Below are 18,169 nucleotides of genomic sequence, written 5' to 3'. Positions count from 1 at the left end.
AACCCAGGACGAACCGAAGGCCTCTTCGGCGCTTCGGCACTCACGCTCAGGAGGAGCATGCCGACCACGGCGACCGCCGCATCGCGGCGCAAGAAGACCTCTCGCAGAGACGAAGAGGCACCGCTGATCCCGATTCTCGCGCGCAAGGTGCGCGAGATCGAGGCGAAGGCACAGAGATCCAAGCTCGGTCCCACGAACCGCGTCAAGTTCCAGGTGATCGCCTTCCTCGTGCGCGAGGAGCGCGCCCGGGTGAAGTCGGATGCCGAGCTCAGCGACTCCGCGCGCTCGGAGCTGCTCAAGCGACTCGACGGCGTCGCCACGATCCTCGCCAAGACCGCCGCACGGGACACCTCGCTGATCCAGCTGCTCGAGGCCGACCAGGCCACCTCGCCGGTGGCCAAGCGGATGCGCCGCGACTGGCTGCTGGAGTCCGGGGCGGAGCTGCCGCCGGAGGAGCTCATCATCACCGACGTCGCTCCGGTGCGCATTACGCAGGTCGTCCCCGCAGCCCTCGCCGAGAAGCAGGTCACCCCGCCGTCGGTGGAGGCCCGCGAGCTGGCGAATCCGTTCCTCGCTCCGGATCTGACGCCGCGCCCGGCCGTCGTCCCGCGCCGCCGCCTGGACGGCTGGGAGCTGATGGGGCCGCTCTACAAGGCGTTCGAATCCGGCGCGGGCGGCAGTGCCGCGACCATGCAGCTCCCGCCGGTTCCCGAGTACGACCACATCTCGCCCAAGGGCCGCGAGGTCATGGTGCACCAGTCGCGCTTCGTCGAGGCGGTCCGCGCCGGGCACCGCAGCTTCCTGCTGGCCGATGAGCCGGGCCTGGGCAAGACCGCGCAGTCGGTGCTGGCGGCATCCGTGGCGAACGCCTACCCGCTGCTGGTGGTCGTCCCCAACGTCGTGAAGATGAACTGGGCCCGCGAGGTGGAGCTGTGGACGCCGCAGCGCCGTGCGGCCGTGATCCAGGGCGACGGCGACGACATCGACGCCTTCGCCGATGTGTTCATCGTGAACTACGAGATCCTCGACCGGCATCTGTCCTGGCTGGGCGCCATCGGCCTGAAGGGCATGGTCGTCGACGAGGCGCACTTCATCAAGAACCTGTCCTCGCAGCGGTCGCAGAACGTGCTGGCGCTGGGCGCCCGCATCCGCGAGCGCCAGCCGAACCCGCTCATGATGGCGCTGACCGGCACCCCGCTGATCAACGACGTCGAGGACTTCGACGCCATCTGGCGCTTCCTGGGCTGGACCAACGGAGAGAAGCCCGAGCCCGCGCTGATGGCGAAGCTCGACGCCACCGGGCTCACGCCCGCCGACAAGTCGTTCTACGCCGAGGCGCGTGAGGCCGTCATCTCGATGGGCATCGTCCGCCGCAAGAAGAAGGACGTCGCGGCCGACCTGCCCGACAAGCTCGTCGCCGACCTGCCCGTGCAGCTGGACGACGAGTTCGGGCGCAGCATCCGCCAGGCCGAGCGCGAGCTGGGCGAGCGGATGGCCGCCAAGTACCGCCGCATCGTCGAGGCCCGTGCGGCAGCTCACGGTCCGTCGGGCGTCACGGGCATCGACGACGACATCGTCCGCCTGGTCGCGCACAACGAGCTCGAGGAGTCCAAGGCCGCAGGCACCGGCGGGGACAACGTCTTCACCATGGTGCGTCGCATCGGCCAGGCCAAGGCGCATCTGGCCGCCGACTACGCCGTGCAGCTGCAGCGCTCGGTCGACAAGGTGGTCTTCTTCGCCAAGCACATCGACGTGATGGACCAGGCCGAGGAGCACTTCGCCGCCTCGGGCATCCGTGCGGTGTCCATCCGCGGCGACCAGACCTCGACCGCACGTCAGCAGGCCATCGACGCGTTCAACAACGACCCGTCCGTGGGCATCATCGTCTGCTCGCTGACCGCGGCCGGCGTGGGCGTGAACCTGCAGGTGTCATCGAACGTGGTGCTGTCCGAGCTGAGCTGGACCGCCGCGGAGCAGACTCAGGCCATCGACCGCGTGCACCGCATCGGCCAGGACGAGCCGGTCACTGCGTGGCGGATCATTGCGGCGCACACCATCGACACGAAGATCGCCGAGCTCATCGACCAGAAGCAGGGCCTGGCCGCCCGCGCGCTGGACGGCGAGTCCGTGGAGGAGGGTGCCGGCGAGTCCGTTCAGCTGGCAGCGCTCATGCACCTGCTGCGCGAGGCGCTCGGCGAGCGCTGATCGCCGCAGCCACGAAAGAGGGCGTCAAGAACTCGGGTTCTTGACGCCCTCTTTCGACTTTTTTCGGAGATTCCGGCAAGAAGACGTCGGATGCTGTGATCCGGCCCGCAAGATTGCCGATTCTGCACTAGGGTCGGATGCAGGCAGCGTCGCCTCACACCTTTCCCCCTCTCCACCCGACTGTACGAAGGCGGCAGCATGAAGATCGGCATCCTCACCAGCGGCGGCGACTGCCCCGGACTCAACGCCGTGATCCGCGGCATCGTGCTCAAGGGCACCACCTCGTACGACCTCGAGTTCGTCGGCATCCGAGACGGCTGGCGCGGTGTGGTCGACGGCGACTTCTTCCCGCTGACCCGCCACGAGGTCAAGGGCCTCTCGCGCGTGGGGGGAACCATCCTCGGCACCAGCCGTACCAACCCGTACGAGGGCGCCCGAGGAGGAGCGGAGAACATCGCGAAGACCCTCGCCGCGCACGGCATCGACGGCATCGTGGCGATCGGCGGTGAGGGCACCCTGGCGGCGGCCGACCGTCTGTCCAAGGACGGCATCAACGTGCTGGGCGTGCCGAAGACCATCGACAACGATCTGCAGGCCACCGACTACTCGTTCGGCTTCGACACCGCCGTCAACATCGCCACCGACGCCATGGACCGGCTGCGCACGACCGGCGACTCGCACCAGCGCTGCATGGTCGCCGAGGTCATGGGCCGCCACGTCGGCTGGATCGCCCTGCACGCCGGCATGGCCGCCGGCGCCCACGTCATCTGCATCCCCGAGGTGCCGATGTCCATCGATGAGATCTGCGTGCTGGTCACCCGCGCGTTCGACCGTGGTCGTGCGCCGCTGGTCGTCGTGTCCGAGGGGTTCACCCTGACGGGCATGGACGAGGCTTACAGCGACAAGGGGCTGGATGCCTTCAACCGGCCCCGCCTGGGCGGCATCAGCGAGGTGCTGGCTCCCGAGATCGAGCGGATCACCGGCATCGAGACGCGCTCGACGGTGCTCGGCCACATCCAGCGCGGCGGGTCGCCCTCGGGCTTCGACCGCGTGCTGGCCACCCGCCTCGGCCTGAACGCGGCCGACGCCCTGGTCGACGGAGCCTGGGGTCAGATGGTGGCGCTCCGCGGCACCGATGTCGTGCGCGTGCCGTTCGCCGAGGCTCTCGGCGAACTCAACACCGTGCCGCTGAGCCGCTACGAGGAGGCCTCGGCGCTCTTCGGCTGAGGGCCCCGGAACCAGCGGCGGCGGGGCTGCGCCTACTCGGCCAGCCCCAGCACATCCAGCATCCAGGCGATTTCGAAGGCGCGTTCGCGCCAGGCGTTGTACCTGCCGCTCACGCCGCCGTGCCCGGCGGACATCTCGCACTTCATGATCACGTCGGGCGCTCCGGCATGACGCAGCGCCTGCACCCACTTCGCCGGCTCCACGTACAGCACGCGGGTGTCGTTGAGCGAGGTCATGGCGAGGATGCGCGGGTACGCTGAGGCATCGGCCGCGATGTTCTCGTAGGGCGTGTACGACTTCATGTACGCGTACACCTCGGGATCGTGCAGAGGGTCGCCCCACTCGTCCCATTCCACGACCGTCAGCGGCAGTGACGGATCCAGGATCGAGGTCAGCGCGTCCACGAACGGCACCGCCGCCAGCACTCCGGCGAACAGCTCCGGGGCGAGGTTGGCGACGGCGCCCATCAGCAGACCGCCCGCGCTGCCGCCCTCGGCGATCAGCTGCGCGGGCGTCGTGACGCCGCTGTCGACCAGATGGCGCCCGGCGGCGATGAAGTCGGTGAAGGTGTTGCGCTTGTGCAGCTCCTTGCCGTCCTCGTACCAGTGCCGGCCCATCTCCCCGCCGCCGCGGACGTGCGCCACGGCGAAGATCACGCCGCGGTCCAGCATCGACAGACGCATGACCGAGAACCCGGGGTCGATGGAGTGCTCGTAGGAGCCGTAGCCGTACAGGTGCACGGGCTGCGGCTGGGCGCCGGGTTCCCCGAACGAGCGCTTCCACACCAGTGAGACCGGCACCTGCGCGCCGTCGGGTGCGGTGGCCCACACGCGCAGCTGGCCGTAGTCCGCGCTGTCGTAGTCGCCGCGCACGACCTGCTGCTTGCGCACGTGCTTCTCGCCCGTGGCGAGTTCCAGCTCCAGCACCGTGGACGGCGTCACGAAAGAGGTGAAACCCATCCGCAGGAACGGCGCGTGCCATTCCGCGTTGCCGCTGAAGTACGCCTCGTACAGCGGCTCGTCGAAGGTGATCTCGTCCAGCGCACCGCTGCGGTGGTCCAGCAGGGCCGCGTGCGGCATCCCGTCGCGCCGGTACTCGACGGTCGCGAAATCGCGGAAGCAGTCCACGTCGATCAGCCGACGACCCGGGGTGTGGGGGAGCAGCACCCGCCGCTCGCCCTGCGGATCCGATGCCGCGACCTCGACCAGCTCGAAGTCCAGGGCGTTCTCGTTGTGCAGGATCAGCAGCCGGTCCTCGCCGTCGATGACGGCGTGATCGGCGGAGTACTCCACGCCCTCGCGGCGCGGCCACACCACCTGCGGAACCGCGGCGAGGTCCGACACGTCCAGCAGCAGCTGCTCGCTGGTGATCTTCGACCCGAGGTCGATCACGAGGTACTTCCGGCTGCGAGTGATCCCCGCGCCCAGCCAGAAGCGCTCGTCCGGCTCGTGGAACAGCTTCACGTCCTCGGCGTCGGAGCCGATCTCGTGCAACCACAGGGTGTCGGGCCGCCACGCCTCGTCCCTGGTCGTGTACACGATCGTCCGCCCGTCGGGAGTGAAGAAGGCCTGTCCCGTGTTCGGGATCACGTCGGCGAGCTCCTCGCCGGTGACGAGGTCGCGCACGTGCACCGTGTACAGCTCATCGCCCTCGAAGTCGACCGACCACAGCATCCGCGTGCCGTCCTCGGAGATGTCGAACGCGCCCATCGAGAAGAACTCGTGACCGGATGCCTCGACGTTGCCGTCCAGCAGGACCTGCTCACCGGGCACGGGGACGCCGGGCTCGAGCACCGGGGGAGTCCAGTCGCCGGCATCCGCCGCGGTGCGGCACTGGATGCCGTACTGCGCGCCCTCCTCGGTGCGGCCGTAGTACCACCAGTCGCCGCGTCGCGACGGAACCGACAGGTCGGTCTCCTGCACGCGGCTCTTGACCTCCGTGAAGAGCGTCTCGCGCAGCGGCGCCAGGTGCGCGGTGCGCTCGTCGGCGTACGCGTTCTCGGCCTCGAGGTGCGCGATGACCTCGGCATCCTCCTTGCTCCGCAGCCACTCGTACGGGTCCTCGAAGACGTCGCCGTGGTGCGTGCGGCTGCGGGGACGGCGGGCCGCTGCGGGCGGCTGGATGCGGGATTCACTCACCTGTCGAGGCTATCGGAGCACATCCGGTGACGGCCCGATTCCGTGCTGGTTTGACCATCGTGTGGCGGGGTGGGAGGATTCCAGCGGGCTCCGTATACGGAATCTGAACCCACGGTGAACTCTTCGTTCGTCACGCCGCGCAGTCGGCCCCCCTCCTGACAATCCCCAACGGAAGAGAACGGTGGAAACCGCAGCCCTCATCGTCGTGCTGGTGATCGCACTGGCCCTGTTCTTCGATTTCACCAATGGATTCCACGACACGGCCAACGCCATGGCGACGCCGATCGCCACCGGAGCCCTCAAGCCGAAGACCGCGGTGCTGCTGGCCGCGTGCCTGAACCTGGTGGGGGCCTTCCTGTCGACGGAGGTGTCCAAGACCGTCTCCGGCGGCATCATCAACGAGTCGGCCATCGGCCACACGCTGCTGCCCGAGCTGATCTTCGCCGGACTCATCGGCGCCATCACCTGGAACATGCTCACCTGGCTGCTGGGCCTGCCGTCCAGCTCCTCGCACGCGCTGTTCGGCGGCCTGATCGGAGCCACGATCGTCGGCTTCAGCGCCAGCGGGATCAACTTCGGCGTGGTCATGTCCAAGGTGATCCTGCCCGCGCTCATCGCGCCGCTCACCGCGGGCATCATCGCGTACGTCGCGACCAAGGTCGCCTATGGCATCACCCGCCGCTACGACGGCAAGCCCGACGGGCGCTCCGGCTTCCGGTGGGGACAGATCTTCACCTCCTCGATGGTCGCGCTCTCGCACGGCACCAACGACGCGCAGAAGACCATGGGCGTGATCACCCTTGCCCTGATCACGGTCGGCTGGCAGACCGGCGATCCCACCAGCGCGGACTACCACAACCCGGAGTTCTGGGTCATCGTCGCCTGTGCCGGCACCATCGCGCTGGGCACGTATCTCGGCGGATGGCGCATCATCCGCACACTCGGCAAGGGTCTCACCGAGGTCAAGCCCGCGCAGGGCTTCGCGGCAGAGAGCTCCACGGCCGCCACGATCCTGGCCTCGAGCGCCTTCGGATTCGCGCTGTCCACCACGCAGGTGGCCTCCGGATCCGTGATCGGCTCGGGCCTGGGCCGGCGCGGCTCCACGGTGCGCTGGCGCACCGCAGGCCGCATCGCCGTCGGCTGGCTGCTGACCCTTCCGGCCGCCGGCATCGTCGGCGCGCTCGCCGCCCTGATCGTGCGCTGGCTGGGCGGATGGGGTGTCGTGGTCGACGCGGCGCTCGCGCTGGTCATCATCGTGGGGCTGTTCCTGCGCTCCCGCAAGGACGCCGTCACCGCCTCCAACGCCATGAGCGACGTGGCGGAGTCCGGTCACGCCGTCGAACTGCCCGACGTCCCCGGCCCCACCCGCCGCGCCAGTCGCATCGAGCTGATGCGCGCGCTGGAGAAGGCCGAGCGCAAGGCCGATGACGCGGAGCGCGCCGCGAAGAAGGCCAAGAAGCTCAAGAAGTCCGGCGCGAAGCCCAGCGAGGTCAAGGCGGCCCGCAAGGCGGCGGAGCGCGCCGCGCAGAAGTACGCCGAGGCTGAGAAGGCCGCGGCGGAGTGGGAGCAGCTCAGTGCCAGCCGCAGGGCCCGCGCGAAGCTGGCCGAGTGGGATCTCGGCGTGGACGAGCAGGAGGACGCCCGATGAGCATCGAGATCGACTGGCTGGCCTTCCTGAGCGTCTTCGCCGGCGCGATCGTCGGCGCCGTCGCCATCGTGTTCTTCTACGCGCTGGGACTGCGGATGCTGGTGCGCGCCGGCCGGGTGCCCGTCGTGACCCCCGCGGAGTTCACCGACGCCATCACCGTGATCTCCGAGAAGGAGATCAAGCGCGCAGCCAAGCAGGCGGCCAAGGCGGCCCGCAAGAGCCCGCTGACCGAGGTGCAGAAGAACCTCGCCTTCCTCGCGGCGATCGGATGCTTCCTGCTGTGCGCGCTGGCCGTCGCGGCCGGCATCTTCCTCATCGTCTCCGGCGGCCACTGACGCGAGTCGGCGACCGCCCCTAGGCTGGGCACATGAGCGACACGCCCGTGTTCGGTCGTCATCAGCCGGCGACGCACACGATCATCCATCTCAGTGACCCGCACTTCCTCGCCGGCGGTGCGCGCCATCCCGGCGGATCCGACAGCGACGGCAACCTGGCGCACACCCTCGCCGCGGTGCGGCGCGTGCATCCGCACCCCTCGGCGATCGTCGTGACCGGCGACCTGACCGACCTCGGTGAGCCCGACGCGTACCGCCGCCTGCGGACGGCGCTGGAACCCGTCGGGGTCGACCTGGGATGCCCGATCGTCTGGGTGGCGGGCAATCATGATGAGCGGCCGGTGCTGCGCGCGGAACTGCTGGACTCGCCCGCCACGCAGGAGCCCGTCACCGGCGTCTGGGACCTGGACGGGCTGCGCCTGATCGCCCTGGACACCAGCGTGCCCGGCTGGCACCACGGCGACCTGGACCGAGGGCAGCTGGACTGGCTGGCGGGGATCCTCGCGCAGCCCGCCCCGCACGGCACGCTGTTGGCCATGCACCATCCGCCGCTGCCCGCTCATGTGCCGCTGTTCGACATCCTCGAGCTGCGTCACCAGGACGAGCTGGCCGAGGTGATCGCGGGGACGGACGTGCGCGGCATCCTCGCTGGTCATCTGCACTACTCCTCGTTCGGGATGTTCGCCGGGGTCCCGGTGAGCGTGGCGTCGTCCACCTGCTACTCGATGAACCTCGCCCGGCCCGCCGACGAGGTCAACGGCATGGATGCCGCGGAGTCGTTCCAGCTCGTGCACGTGCGACCCGATGTGATCACGCACACCGTCGTCCCGGTGGCAGAGGCGCGCACGGGCGACTACTTCAGCGCGGAGTGGACGGCGCGGATGGCGGCACTCTCACCCGCCGAGCGCCTGGAGGCCTTCTCGCGAAAGCCGCCGCGCGCGCTGGCGTAGACTGGGATCACCCCCCGGATTTCCATTCGCACCAACCCCACAAGGAAGTGACATGGCCGTCGACGCGCCTGCCCAGACCCGTACTGAGACCGACTCCATCGGAAGCCTCGAGATCCCCGCTGACGCGTACTACGGCGTCCATACCCTCCGGGCCGAGCACAATTTCCCGATCACGAAGCGTCCCATCTCGGTCTACCCCGATCTGATCCGCGCGCTGGCGATGGTCAAGCAGGCGTCGGCACGCGCCAACAAGGAGATCGGCGTCCTCGACGCCGAGCGCGCCGACCTCATCGACCGCGCCGCGCAGCGCGTGATCGACGGCGAGTTCCACGACCAGTTCATCGTCGGCGTCATCCAGGGCGGCGCCGGCACCTCGACCAACATGAACGCCAACGAGGTCATCACCAACATCGCGCTGGAGATGGCCGGGCACGCCAAGGGCGACTACTCGTACCTGCACCCGATCGACCACACCAACCGCAGCCAGTCCACCAACGACGTGTACCCGACCGCGATCAAGATCGGCCTGTCGCTGAACCTGATCTCGCTGCTGGACGAGCTCGACCTGCTGCGCAAGTCGTTCCTGTCCAAGTCGGGCGAGTTCCACGATGTGCTCAAGGTCGGCCGCACCCAGCTGCAGGATGCCGTGCCGATGACCCTGGGGCAGGAGTTCCACGGCTTCGCCACGACCCTGGGCGAGGATCACAGCCGCCTGACCGAGAACGCGTCGCTGCTCACCGAGATCAACATGGGCGCCACGGCCATCGGGACCGGCATCACCACGCACCCCGGCTACGCGCCGACCGTGCTCAAGCACCTGCGCGAGATCTCGGGGCTCGACCTCAGCACCGCCACCGACCTGGTGGAGGCCACCAGCGACACCGGCGCGTTCATGTCGTTCTCGTCGTCGCTCAAGCGCAATGCCATCAAGCTCTCGAAGATCTGCAACGACCTGCGTCTGCTGTCCTCCGGCCCGCAGGCGGGTCTGGGTGAGATCAACCTGCCCGCCACGCAGGCCGGCTCCAGCATCATGCCGGGCAAGGTCAACCCCGTCATCCCCGAGGCCGTGAACCAGGTCGCCTTCGCCGTCGCCGGCGCCGACGTGACCGTCACGATGGCCGTCGAGGCCGGGCAGCTGCAGCTGAACGCCTTCGAGCCCGTCATCGCGCACTCGATCTACCAGTCGATCATCTGGATGCGCCAGGCCATGTGGACGCTGCGCGTCAACTGCGTCGACGGCATCACCGCCAACCGCGAGCGTCTCGGCGCGATGGTGGGCGCCTCGGTGGGCGTGGTCACCGCGCTCACGCCGTTCATCGGCTACGCGGCCTCCGCAGCACTGGCGAAGACCGCGCTGCTCACCAACCGCAACATCGCCGACCTGGTCGTCGAGGCGGGTCTGATGACCCGCGAAGAGGTCATGAAGCAGATCTCGCCGGCGCGCCTGTCGGGCCTGGAGACCACCACCGCCGCGATCCCCGTGATCGCCGCCGAGGACCTTCCGCAGAACTGATCCCCTCTCCTCCGTTCGCGAGACCCCTCCTGAATGTCGAAACCCCTCCTGATCCACCGCGGATCAGGAGGGGTTTCGACTGTGGTGAGGGGTCTCGGCGGGATCAGTCGACGATCCGGCAGTGCGTGGTGAGCTCGCCGATGCCCTCGATCCCGACGGTGACCGTCGAGCGGTCGCGCAGGAAGATCTGCGGGTCGCGGGAGTAGCCGGCGCCGCCCGGGCTGCCGGTGGAGATCAGCGTGCCCGGCTGCAGGGTGATCGAAGACGACAGGTGCGCGACCAGAGTCGCGACGGGCCGCACCATCTGCGCGGTGGTGGCATCCTGCACGGTGTGACCGTCGACCACGGTCCAGATGTGCAGCGCCTGCGGATCGGGGATCTCGTCGGCGGTGACGACCACGGGACCGGTGGGCGTGAAGCCGTCGAACGACTTGCAGCGGCACCACTGCGCCTCGGCGAACTGGATGTCGCGGGCGGTCACGTCGTTCACGGCCGTGTAGCCCCACACCGCGTCGAGGGCGTCCTCGACGGAGACGTTCTTGGTCGACTTGCCGATGATCACGCCGAGCTCGGCCTCATAGTCCACGGACTCGCTGAGCGAGCGCGTCCACGACGTGGTCTGGCCGTGCCCCGTCAGGGAGTTGGGCCACAGCGTGAACACCGTGGGGTCCTTGTCGGTCTTCAGTCCCAGCTCACTGGAGTGCGCGGAGTAGTTCAGCCCGACAGCGAGGATCGCCGGCGGGTTCAGCACGGCGGATCCGAACGAGAATCCGTCCAGCGGATGCCGGGTGGCGCGGCCCTCGGCCAGCGCTGCGCGCAGGCGCTCGAGCATCTCGTCACCGCCCGCGATCAGGTCCTGGAGTGTTCTCGGGCTGGGGGAGAGGAGGTCGCTGACCAGGATGGCCTCCTCGCCGTCGACGACGGCGAGCTGGAGGTCCTGGGAGTCGCGAGCGCTCAGATGGGCAAACCGCATGGTTCTACGGTACCGGCCGATCTGCTCGTGATCGCTGAGGCTCCCTCTAGGCTTTGCATATGAGCTTTGGAGGACAGCCCCCGGCGCAGCAGCCGCCATCGGATGGCGGGATGCCGCCGGCCGCAGGCCCCCAGCCATACGGGCAGCCGCCAGTGCCGCCGCAGCAGCCGTATCACGGTCAGCCCGCGCCTCAGGCGTACGCTCAGCCGGTGCCGCCGACGTACGCTCAGTCCGCTCCCTCGCACTACGCGCAACCGGCGGCTCAGGCGGCTTACGCGGGACATGCTCCGGCGGCTCCGCCTGCTCCCGCGCCCGCCCCCGCCGTGCCCGCCCTGCCCATGCCCGTCCGCAAGGGGCGCACGGTGTCGATCTGGGTGTTCGGGGCGCTGGGGTTCGCCCTGCTGGCGCTGATTGCGTACTTCGCGCTGTTCCTGGGCACCGGGGCATCCGCGGTCGGCCTGGTCCTCGCGTTCGTGCCGCTGGGCATCGTGCTCTTCGGCGTGCACCTCATGGACCGGTGGGAGCCGGAGCCCAAGAGCATGGTGGTCTTCGCGCTGGCGTGGGGCGGCGTGGCGGCGGTCGGCATCGCGCTGCTGGCCGATCTGCTGCTGACCCTGGCTGTCGGGCAGCGCAGCGCCTTCTCGAGCGCGGTCATCCAGGCACCCATCGTGGAGGAGACCGCCAAGGGCCTGGGCGTGCTGCTGGCCTTCATCATCGGCAGACGCGCGTTCGACGGGCCGGTGGACGGCGTCGTGTACGGAGCCCTGGTCGGGGCGGGGTTCGCGTTCACCGAGAACATCCAGTACTTCGGCATCAGCATGATCAACGGCGGTGCGGGTGACCTGACGCTCACGTTCGTCCTGCGCGGCCTGCTCTCGCCGTTCGCGCACGCCATGTTCACCGCGCTGACCGGACTCGCGATCGGACTCGCCGCGCGGCGCGGGGCCGGGGTGTCCGGGGCGATCAGCACCGGCGCCATGGGGCTGCTGGGCGCGATGGCGCTGCACGCGTTCTGGAACGGCTCCTCGCTGCTGGGCGACTTCGTCGTGCTCTACCTCACGACGCAGATCCCGCTGTTCATCGGGTTCATCTTCGCGATCGTCGCGCTGCGGAAGGCGGAGTCGCGGCTCACGCAGCGGCGACTCGCGGACTACGCGCAGGCCGGCTGGTTCACGAACGAGGAGGTCGTCATGCTGGCGACGCCGGCAGGGCGCAGGGCGGGGATGCGGTGGGCTGCCGGTCTCCGCGGCGATCGGCGCCGGCTGATGCGCACCTTCATCAAGGATGCGACCGCGCTGGCGGCCGTGCGCCAGCGCGCCATCACCGGCCACGACGCGTATGCCGCCGCCGATGAGCAGGCGCTGCTGCTGCGGACGAGGGCGACCAGGGCGCAGCTGCTGGCGTACTGAGGAGGGCGGAGGCCTCGACTCGCTGCGCTTCGCGCACTGATCCGAGCCGCCTCAAGACTCAGCGCCCGGTGCTGCGGCGATGCCTGCAAGCGAATCCGGGCGCTGAGTTGATCTGCTTTCAGCATGCATGACGATCCCCCTGAAGTCAAGGGTCCTCGGCGAACGGGCTCACGCCCCGGATGGAGTCCGTTCGCCGAGGAGATTGCGTCCGAGAGCCGCCGCGAGTCCGGCGCCCGAGAGGCCTGCGCGCAGCAGGGCTCCGAGCTTGCCGAGAGCGGCCTCGGTGGTCATGTCCCCGCCGGGAAGCACACCGGCATCCGCCAGTGCCGACCCGACGGCGTATCGGCTCAGCTCCACGGATCCGTCCTCGCATTGCGTGACGGCGACGACCGCGGTCCCGCGATCGACCGCGGAGCGGATCACGGGGGCCAGCCCGCCGGATCCCACCGGCGCGGTGCCTGCGCCGTAGCACTCCAGCACGACACCTGCAGGACACTCCTCGAGCACGGCTCGCAGTTGCGCCGCGGTGAGCCCGGGGGAGACCTTGACCAGTCCGACTCGCGGCGCGGGGCGGCCGATCGCCGCGCGCAGCGCGGTGCGCAGCTCCTCGTCGGCGCCCTGGACCTGCGGGGCGCGCAGGCGCGGGGCGGCGAACGCATCCAGGCTCTCGCTGGATCGCTTCACGGTGCGGACAGCCGGCAGCATCCGTCCGCCGAAGGCGATGCTCACACCCGCATCCGTGCCGCGTCGCGCGGCGTCGAAGGCGTCGGAGAAGTTCTGCTCGGCGTCGCTGCCCGGTGTCCCCAGCGGCAGCTGGGCCCCGGTGAACACGATGGGAAGGCTCAGATCGGCGAGGGCGAACGCGGCGTGCGCGGCGCTGTAGGCCATGGTGTCCGTGCCGTGGACGACGACGACGCCTGCCGGACTCCCGTCCTGCACGATGGTGCGGATGCTGTCGGCGAGGTGCCCCATGCCCGCGGGCTGCAGTTCGGCGCTGTCGATGGCCCGCGGGGTCTCGTGGTACGTCCAGCGCGGGGCGGCCGCATCCTCGCCGTGCATCCGTGCGACGAGCTTCGCGAGCTCCTCGTCGAGATGAGGGTTGGGCGCCAGGCCGCGCGGAGTGGGCGTCATGCCGAAGGTCCCGCCGGTGTACAGCACGGCGACCGGGCCGGGGCTCTCGACGGCTGCAGGCGGCGCCCAGTTCACAGCGGCGCGGGCCAGGAGACGGGAGACGTCGATCGCCCCGGACTCCTCGGATGCGGCGTGCCCGTGCAGCAGGGGCAGTTCCGTGCAGGCCAGCAGCACCGTGTCGCTGTCCAGCTCGCGGCGCAGGGAGGCGAACTCCTCCTCGAGCTCGGGGGAGGAACCGCCCTCGAGCTTCACGGACTCGATCAGGCGGTGCAGCCGCTCGCGATCCTCGGGCAGCTCGAGCTGCACGCGGTCGCGCAGGCCGCGGTACGACGACCAGCCGTCCAGATCCATGGTCTGCCGCGATCCCAGCAGCGCGACGCGAGTCAGCCCGCGGCGCTCGATCTCGGCCAGGGCCGCGTCGACAGGCGTGAGCAGTACGGCCGGCAGCTGCAGGTCCCGCAGTCGATCGGCGAAGTGGTTCAGCGTATTGCACGCGATGACGAAGACGTCGGCCTGCTCGGCCACGCGTCGGGCCGCGCCTTCCAACGCGTTCCAGACGCGGGCTTCCTGGTGCTCCAGGTCCATCGAGTACCCCAGCTCCGGGAGCGAGACGATGACGGTCTCAGGCGCATCGATGTCGCCGCGGTATCGGCTCCCGAGCGCAGCCCGGTGCTCCTGCAGCACCTTGCGCCACATGTCGATCCCGGCCTCCGGGCCGGAGCCCGCGATGATGCCGATGCGATGCCGTCTCGTCTCGTCTCCCCGAGTCATGGGTCACTCCTTCTCGTCGTCGCGCACCACGAGGGGAGGAACATCCTCCGTGATGTCGATGGTCGATGTGAGCGCGGCCGGGTCGATGCGTCCGCGGACGCGGTACCAGCCGATCACCATCAGGACCACGACGACGACGAACGCGCCCAGCGTGATGCGCCCCACCCCGGGATCCAGCGCCATCAGCAGCACGACCAGCACGAGGAACAGCAGGGTGATCACGTTGGTCACAGGTGCCCACGGCAGCCGGAAGCCCGGCCGCTCACGGCCGTCCTTCTTCATCTTCCGCACGAACAGCCAGTGGCAGATGATGATCGAGCCCCACACGCCCACGATGCCCAGACCTGCCAGGTTCAGCACGATCTCGAACACCTGTCCGGGGACGATGAGGTTGAGGAACACGCCGACCACGCCGAGGGCCGTGGTGATGAGGATGCCGCCGTAGGGGACGCCCGCCTTGTTCATCCGCTTCGCGAACTTCGGGCCGGTGCCGGCCATGGCCAGGGAGCGCAGTGTGCGGCCGGTGGAGTACAGCCCGGCGTTCAGGCTGGACATCGCGGCGGTCAGCACGACGAGATTCATGATGTCACCGGCGTAGGGGATGCCGATCGAGTTCATGACCGTGACGAACGGGCTCTCGTCGCCCTTGTACGAGGTCCACGGCATCAGCAGCGTGAACAGCACCACGGAGCCTGCGTAGAAGAGCATGATGCGCCACATGATGGAGTTCACGGCACGGGGGATGACCTTGCGCGCGTCCTGCGCCTCGCCGGCCGCGACGCCCACCATCTCTGTGCCGCCGTAGGCGAAGACGACGCCCAGGGCGATCACGAACATGGCGCCGATGCCGTTGGGGAAGAAGCCGCCGTTGTCGGCGATCAGCGCGAAGCCGGGGGTGTGGCCGTCGATGGGTGTCTGGGTGACGATGAAGTAGATGCCCAGGATGCCGAACAGCACGATGGCGCCGACCTTGATCAGCGCGAACCAGTACTCCAGCTCGCCGAACAGCACCGCGGAGGTGATGTTCATGGCCATCACGATGACCAGGGCCACGAGCGCCAGCACCCACTGCGGGATGGGCGTGAAGAACGACCAGAAGTGCGCATACAGCGCGATGGCCGTGATGTCGGCGATGACGGTGGTTCCCCAGTCGAGGAAGAACAGCCAGCCGACCGAGAAAGCGCCCTTCTCGCCCATGAACTCGCGGGCGTAGGAGACGAAGGCGCCCGACGAGGGGCGGTACATGACCAGCTCGCCGAGTGCGCGCACCACGATGAAGGCGAAGAGCCCGCAGATGATGTACACCACGGCCAGCGAGGGCCCGGCGATCTCCATGCGGCTGCCGGCGCCGAGGAAGAGCCCCGTGCCGATCGAGCCGCCGATGGCGATCATGTTCATGTGCCGGCGCTTGAGCGATTTCCGGTAGCCGCCATCGCCTGCGTCGACGACCGCGGAGTGCGTCTGGTCCGTGGGTCGAACACCGCTGTTGCGATCCATCTGAGTCCTTTCTCGGTATGAACCCGGGGCGTGGGTGACAGGTGCTGTCCAGCTGTCCTGCTGTCGGACAGCATGACAGGTTCGCGTGCCGAGCGCAATGACTTTCCCGACATGCTCGCCTCCCAACCGGTGCGGGATGCCGGAATAGGATGGCTCACGTCATCACGAAGGTCTGAGGTGCGCCGTGTCCGATTCCACGCAGCAGGTCCCCCTGCAGCGCGTCAGCGCGGCGGAGGTCGCCTTCCAGGCGCTGAAGACGCTCATCTCCTCCGACGACGTCGAGGTGGGTAGCAGGCTGCCCGGTGAGATCGAGTTGGCCAAGAGGTTCGGCGTGAGCAGATCCATCCTGCGCGAGGCGCTCGGCGCCTGCGCCACGCTGGGACTCGTCGAGACCCGCAGTGGCCGCGGCACATTCGTGCTGTCGAAGGAGGAGCATCCGCAGCTGACCTTCGGCGGCTACTCGGCGGCCGACCTGGTCGAGGCGCGCCTGAACGTGGAGATCCCGGCGGCGGGGTACGCCGCCGAACGGCGCGGAGCCGAGCAGATCGCCGTGCTGCGCGGGTATCTCGCGAGCATGCGGGAGGCGGATGACCTGCACACCTGGGTGCAGCTCGACGGCCAGTTCCACCGGGCGATCGGGCAGGCCAGCGGCAATCCGGTGCTCGCGGCGATCATCGATTCCATGCGCCAGGCACTGGATCCGCAGTCCGAGTTCCTCAACATCACCAGGGCTCGACGGGCCGCGTCCGACGTGGAGCACGCTCGCATCGTCGACGCCATCGAGGCGGCGGATCCCGAGGGTGCGCGTGCGGCGGCCGCGGACCACATCGAGCAGGTCTCGCGCGCTCTGGCGCGGTGACGGGGCGTCGAGGACGCCCCCGGCCATGCTGCGTGTTCGCTCTCGGCGCGCGTCATCGCGTTGACCGACGCCAGGACGGAAGGTTTGATGGAACCATGACAGATCGCACGAAGCCGGAGTTCGACGCTCCGACCGGACCCGCACCCACCGAGCTCGTCATTCGCGACATCATCGTCGGCGAGGGCGATGAGGCGAAGCCCGGTGACACCGTCACCGTCCACTACGCGGGTGTCGAGCACGACTCCGGTGAGGAGTTCGACTCGTCCTGGGGTCGCGGTGAGACCATCCAGTTCCCGCTGCGCGGCCTCATCCAGGGCTGGCAGGAGGGCATCCCCGGCATGAAGGTCGGCGGCCGCCGCGAGCTGACCATCCCGCCGCACCTTGCCTACGGCCCGGCCGGCTCCGGGCACTTCCTGTCCGGCAAGACCCTCATCTTCATCATCGACCTGGTCGCCGTCGGCTGATCGCCTTCGGCTGACCGACGGCATCCGCCATCGACCTGGTCGCCGTCGGCTGAGTCGGCTGATCGCCGGCATCCGCCGAAATCCCCCGTCCGCACTCCGCGGACGGGGGATTTCTGTGAGAACGCCGAGAGCGGGAATGCATGCAACTGCATGTAAGTTATCCCCTGATGCAGCGCCCACGTGGCACCAACGACTTCAAGGAGAAGCCCATATGTCGATCGAGATCCCCGGTTACCGTCCTGGCACCTACGTCCTGGACCCCGCGCACAGCGAGGTGACCTTCAGCGTCCGCCACATGATGATCTCGAAGGTGCGCGGCACGTTCGGCGTCAAGGAGGCCACCTTCACGGCTCCGGAGAACCCGCTCGAGGTCGCTGTCGACGCCAAGGTCGACGTCACCTCCATCGACACCAAGGACGAGAACCGCGACGCGCACCTGCGCTCGGCCGACTTCTTCGACACCGAGAACCACCCCACGATGCACTTCGCCTCCACCGGCGCGCGCGTCGAGGACGGCGACTTCTTCGTGGACGGCGACCTGACCATCCGCGGCATCACCAAGCCCGTCACCTTCGAGTTCGAGTTCGGCGGCTTCGGCACCGACCCGTACGGCAACTACAAGGCCGGCGCCTCGGCCAAGACCGTCATCAACCGCGAGGACTTCGGCCTGACCTGGAACGCCGCGCTGGAGACCGGCGGCGTGCTGGTCGGCAAGGAGATCACCATCGGCCTCGACCTGCAGGGCGCCCTGCAGGCCTGATCGACCCGCATCCCGAGCCCCGGGGCGCTGACGCCGTGCGTCAGGCCTCGGGGCTCAGTGCGTCGTAGCCGCGGAAGCGCGGACTCAGCCGCGCCAGCGTCGCGGCGATCCCGATCACCAGGAACCCGCCCAACAGCGGCGGGAACCACAGGCTCGTGAGCGTCGCCAGCACGCCCGCGTACAGCGCGCCCACGCGCGGGCCGCCGGCCACGACGATGATGAAGATGCCCTGCAGCCGCCCGCGCATGGTGTCGGGAACGGCCGCCTGCATCATCGTGTTGCGGTAGAT

The 18,169-nt window shown here is 69.1% G+C and carries 14 protein-coding genes and 1 pseudogene; 10 read left to right on the top strand and 5 right to left on the bottom strand.

Going from position 1 to position 18,169, the window contains the following annotated elements; genetic code table 11:
* Positions 1-57: 57 nt before the first annotated feature.
* Together Q0568_RS14030 and Q0568_RS14025 are read left to right on the top strand one after the other, a co-directional pair.
* The gene (locus Q0568_RS14030) at positions 58-2,205 is read left to right on the top strand and encodes a DEAD/DEAH box helicase (RefSeq protein WP_298867552.1); all 2,148 of its coding nucleotides are present in this window, start codon (positions 58-60) and stop codon (positions 2,203-2,205) included.
* Positions 2,206-2,403: 198 nt separating this feature from the next.
* Complete coding sequence (locus tag Q0568_RS14025) at positions 2,404-3,432, top strand: 6-phosphofructokinase (protein ID WP_298867550.1); 1,029 nt, start codon at positions 2,404-2,406, stop codon at positions 3,430-3,432.
* Positions 3,433-3,464: 32 nt separating this feature from the next.
* Here the strand turns inward: Q0568_RS14025 and Q0568_RS14020 are convergent, their stop codons facing one another.
* Complete coding sequence (locus Q0568_RS14020) at positions 3,465-5,570, bottom strand: S9 family peptidase (RefSeq protein WP_298867548.1); 2,106 nt, start codon at positions 5,568-5,570, stop codon at positions 3,465-3,467.
* Between the two features lie 181 nt (positions 5,571-5,751).
* Here Q0568_RS14020 and Q0568_RS14015 point away from each other — a divergent pair, with 181 nt between their 5' ends.
* Genes Q0568_RS14015 through Q0568_RS14000 form a run of 4 tightly spaced genes read left to right on the top strand, consistent with a single transcriptional unit; the run spans position 5,752 to position 10,016 of the window.
* Complete coding sequence (locus Q0568_RS14015) at positions 5,752-7,218, top strand: inorganic phosphate transporter (protein ID WP_298867547.1); 1,467 nt, start codon at positions 5,752-5,754, stop codon at positions 7,216-7,218.
* Positions 7,215-7,553: a peptidase gene (locus Q0568_RS14010; protein ID WP_298867545.1), complete on the top strand. Its 339-nt coding sequence runs from the start codon at positions 7,215-7,217 to the stop codon at positions 7,551-7,553. The genes Q0568_RS14015 and Q0568_RS14010 overlap by 4 nt, the downstream gene beginning before the upstream one ends.
* Before the next feature lie 32 nt (positions 7,554-7,585).
* Entirely contained in the window at positions 7,586-8,503 is a 918-nt protein-coding gene (locus Q0568_RS14005) for a phosphodiesterase (RefSeq protein ID WP_298867543.1), read from the top strand.
* A 52-nt stretch (positions 8,504-8,555) separates the two neighbouring features.
* Entirely contained in the window at positions 8,556-10,016 is a 1,461-nt protein-coding gene (locus tag Q0568_RS14000) for an aspartate ammonia-lyase (protein ID WP_298867541.1), read from the top strand.
* Positions 10,017-10,119: 103 nt separating this feature from the next.
* Here the strand turns inward: Q0568_RS14000 and Q0568_RS13995 are convergent, their stop codons facing one another.
* Complete coding sequence (locus Q0568_RS13995; protein ID WP_298867539.1) at positions 10,120-10,989, bottom strand: fumarylacetoacetate hydrolase family protein; 870 nt, start codon at positions 10,987-10,989, stop codon at positions 10,120-10,122.
* Between the two features lie 209 nt (positions 10,990-11,198).
* Between Q0568_RS13995 and Q0568_RS13990 the strand changes: the two genes are divergently transcribed.
* Positions 11,199-12,398 carry a PrsW family intramembrane metalloprotease gene (locus Q0568_RS13990; protein WP_298867537.1) on the top strand — a complete coding sequence of 400 codons (1,200 nt, stop codon included), beginning with the start codon at positions 11,199-11,201 and terminating at the stop codon, positions 12,396-12,398.
* Positions 12,399-12,566: 168 nt separating this feature from the next.
* Here Q0568_RS13990 and Q0568_RS13985 read toward each other — a convergent pair whose 3' ends face one another.
* Both Q0568_RS13985 and Q0568_RS13980 read right to left on the bottom strand, forming a co-directional pair.
* Positions 12,567-14,300: an asparaginase domain-containing protein gene (locus Q0568_RS13985; RefSeq protein ID WP_298867536.1), complete on the bottom strand. Its 1,734-nt coding sequence runs from the start codon at positions 14,298-14,300 to the stop codon at positions 12,567-12,569.
* A 3-nt stretch (positions 14,301-14,303) separates the two neighbouring features.
* The gene (locus tag Q0568_RS13980) at positions 14,304-15,797 is read right to left on the bottom strand and encodes an amino acid permease (protein WP_298867534.1); all 1,494 of its coding nucleotides are present in this window, start codon (positions 15,795-15,797) and stop codon (positions 14,304-14,306) included.
* Between the two features lie 184 nt (positions 15,798-15,981).
* Between Q0568_RS13980 and Q0568_RS13975 the strand changes: the two genes are divergently transcribed.
* The 3 genes from Q0568_RS13975 (at position 15,982) to Q0568_RS13965 (ending at position 17,880) form a co-directional block, all read left to right on the top strand.
* The gene (locus Q0568_RS13975) at positions 15,982-16,656 is read left to right on the top strand and encodes a FadR/GntR family transcriptional regulator (RefSeq protein ID WP_298867532.1); all 675 of its coding nucleotides are present in this window, start codon (positions 15,982-15,984) and stop codon (positions 16,654-16,656) included.
* Between the two features lie 95 nt (positions 16,657-16,751).
* Positions 16,752-17,120: an FKBP-type peptidyl-prolyl cis-trans isomerase gene (locus Q0568_RS13970; protein WP_298867531.1), complete on the top strand. Its 369-nt coding sequence runs from the start codon at positions 16,752-16,754 to the stop codon at positions 17,118-17,120.
* Between the two features lie 211 nt (positions 17,121-17,331).
* On the top strand, positions 17,332-17,880 hold the full coding sequence (locus Q0568_RS13965; protein ID WP_298867530.1) for a YceI family protein: 549 nt from the start codon (positions 17,332-17,334) through the stop codon (positions 17,878-17,880).
* Positions 17,881-17,920: 40 nt separating this feature from the next.
* On the opposite strand, the pseudogene Q0568_RS13960 reads toward Q0568_RS13965, so the two are convergent.
* Positions 17,921-18,169 (bottom strand): annotated as a pseudogene (locus tag Q0568_RS13960) (MFS transporter); the annotation flags it as partial.

Source organism: uncultured Microbacterium sp., assembly GCF_937927635.1.
Lineage (GTDB): Bacteria > Actinomycetota > Actinomycetes > Actinomycetales > Microbacteriaceae > Microbacterium.
This window is presented reverse-complemented; position numbering and strand designations above follow the sequence as displayed.

What these genes read in the sequence shown, in the direction of transcription:
- Q0568_RS14030 (WP_298867552.1), top strand. Translation starts at nt 58, where the DNA reads ATGCCGACCACGGCGACCGCCGCATCGCGGCGCAAGAAGACCTCTCGC.
- Q0568_RS14025 (WP_298867550.1), top strand. Translation starts at nt 2,404, where the DNA reads ATGAAGATCGGCATCCTCACCAGCGGCGGCGACTGCCCCGGACTCAAC.
- Q0568_RS14010 (WP_298867545.1), top strand. Translation starts at nt 7,215, where the DNA reads ATGAGCATCGAGATCGACTGGCTGGCCTTCCTGAGCGTCTTCGCCGGC.
- Q0568_RS14005 (WP_298867543.1), top strand. Translation starts at nt 7,586, where the DNA reads ATGAGCGACACGCCCGTGTTCGGTCGTCATCAGCCGGCGACGCACACG.
- Q0568_RS14000 (WP_298867541.1), top strand. Translation starts at nt 8,556, where the DNA reads ATGGCCGTCGACGCGCCTGCCCAGACCCGTACTGAGACCGACTCCATC.
- Q0568_RS13995 (WP_298867539.1), bottom strand. Translation starts at nt 10,989, where the DNA reads ATGCGGTTTGCCCATCTGAGCGCTCGCGACTCCCAGGACCTCCAGCTC.
- Q0568_RS13985 (WP_298867536.1), bottom strand. Translation starts at nt 14,300, where the DNA reads ATGACTCGGGGAGACGAGACGAGACGGCATCGCATCGGCATCATCGCG.
- Q0568_RS13980 (WP_298867534.1), bottom strand. Translation starts at nt 15,797, where the DNA reads ATGGATCGCAACAGCGGTGTTCGACCCACGGACCAGACGCACTCCGCG.
- Q0568_RS13970 (WP_298867531.1), top strand. Translation starts at nt 16,752, where the DNA reads ATGACAGATCGCACGAAGCCGGAGTTCGACGCTCCGACCGGACCCGCA.
- Q0568_RS13965 (WP_298867530.1), top strand. Translation starts at nt 17,332, where the DNA reads ATGTCGATCGAGATCCCCGGTTACCGTCCTGGCACCTACGTCCTGGAC.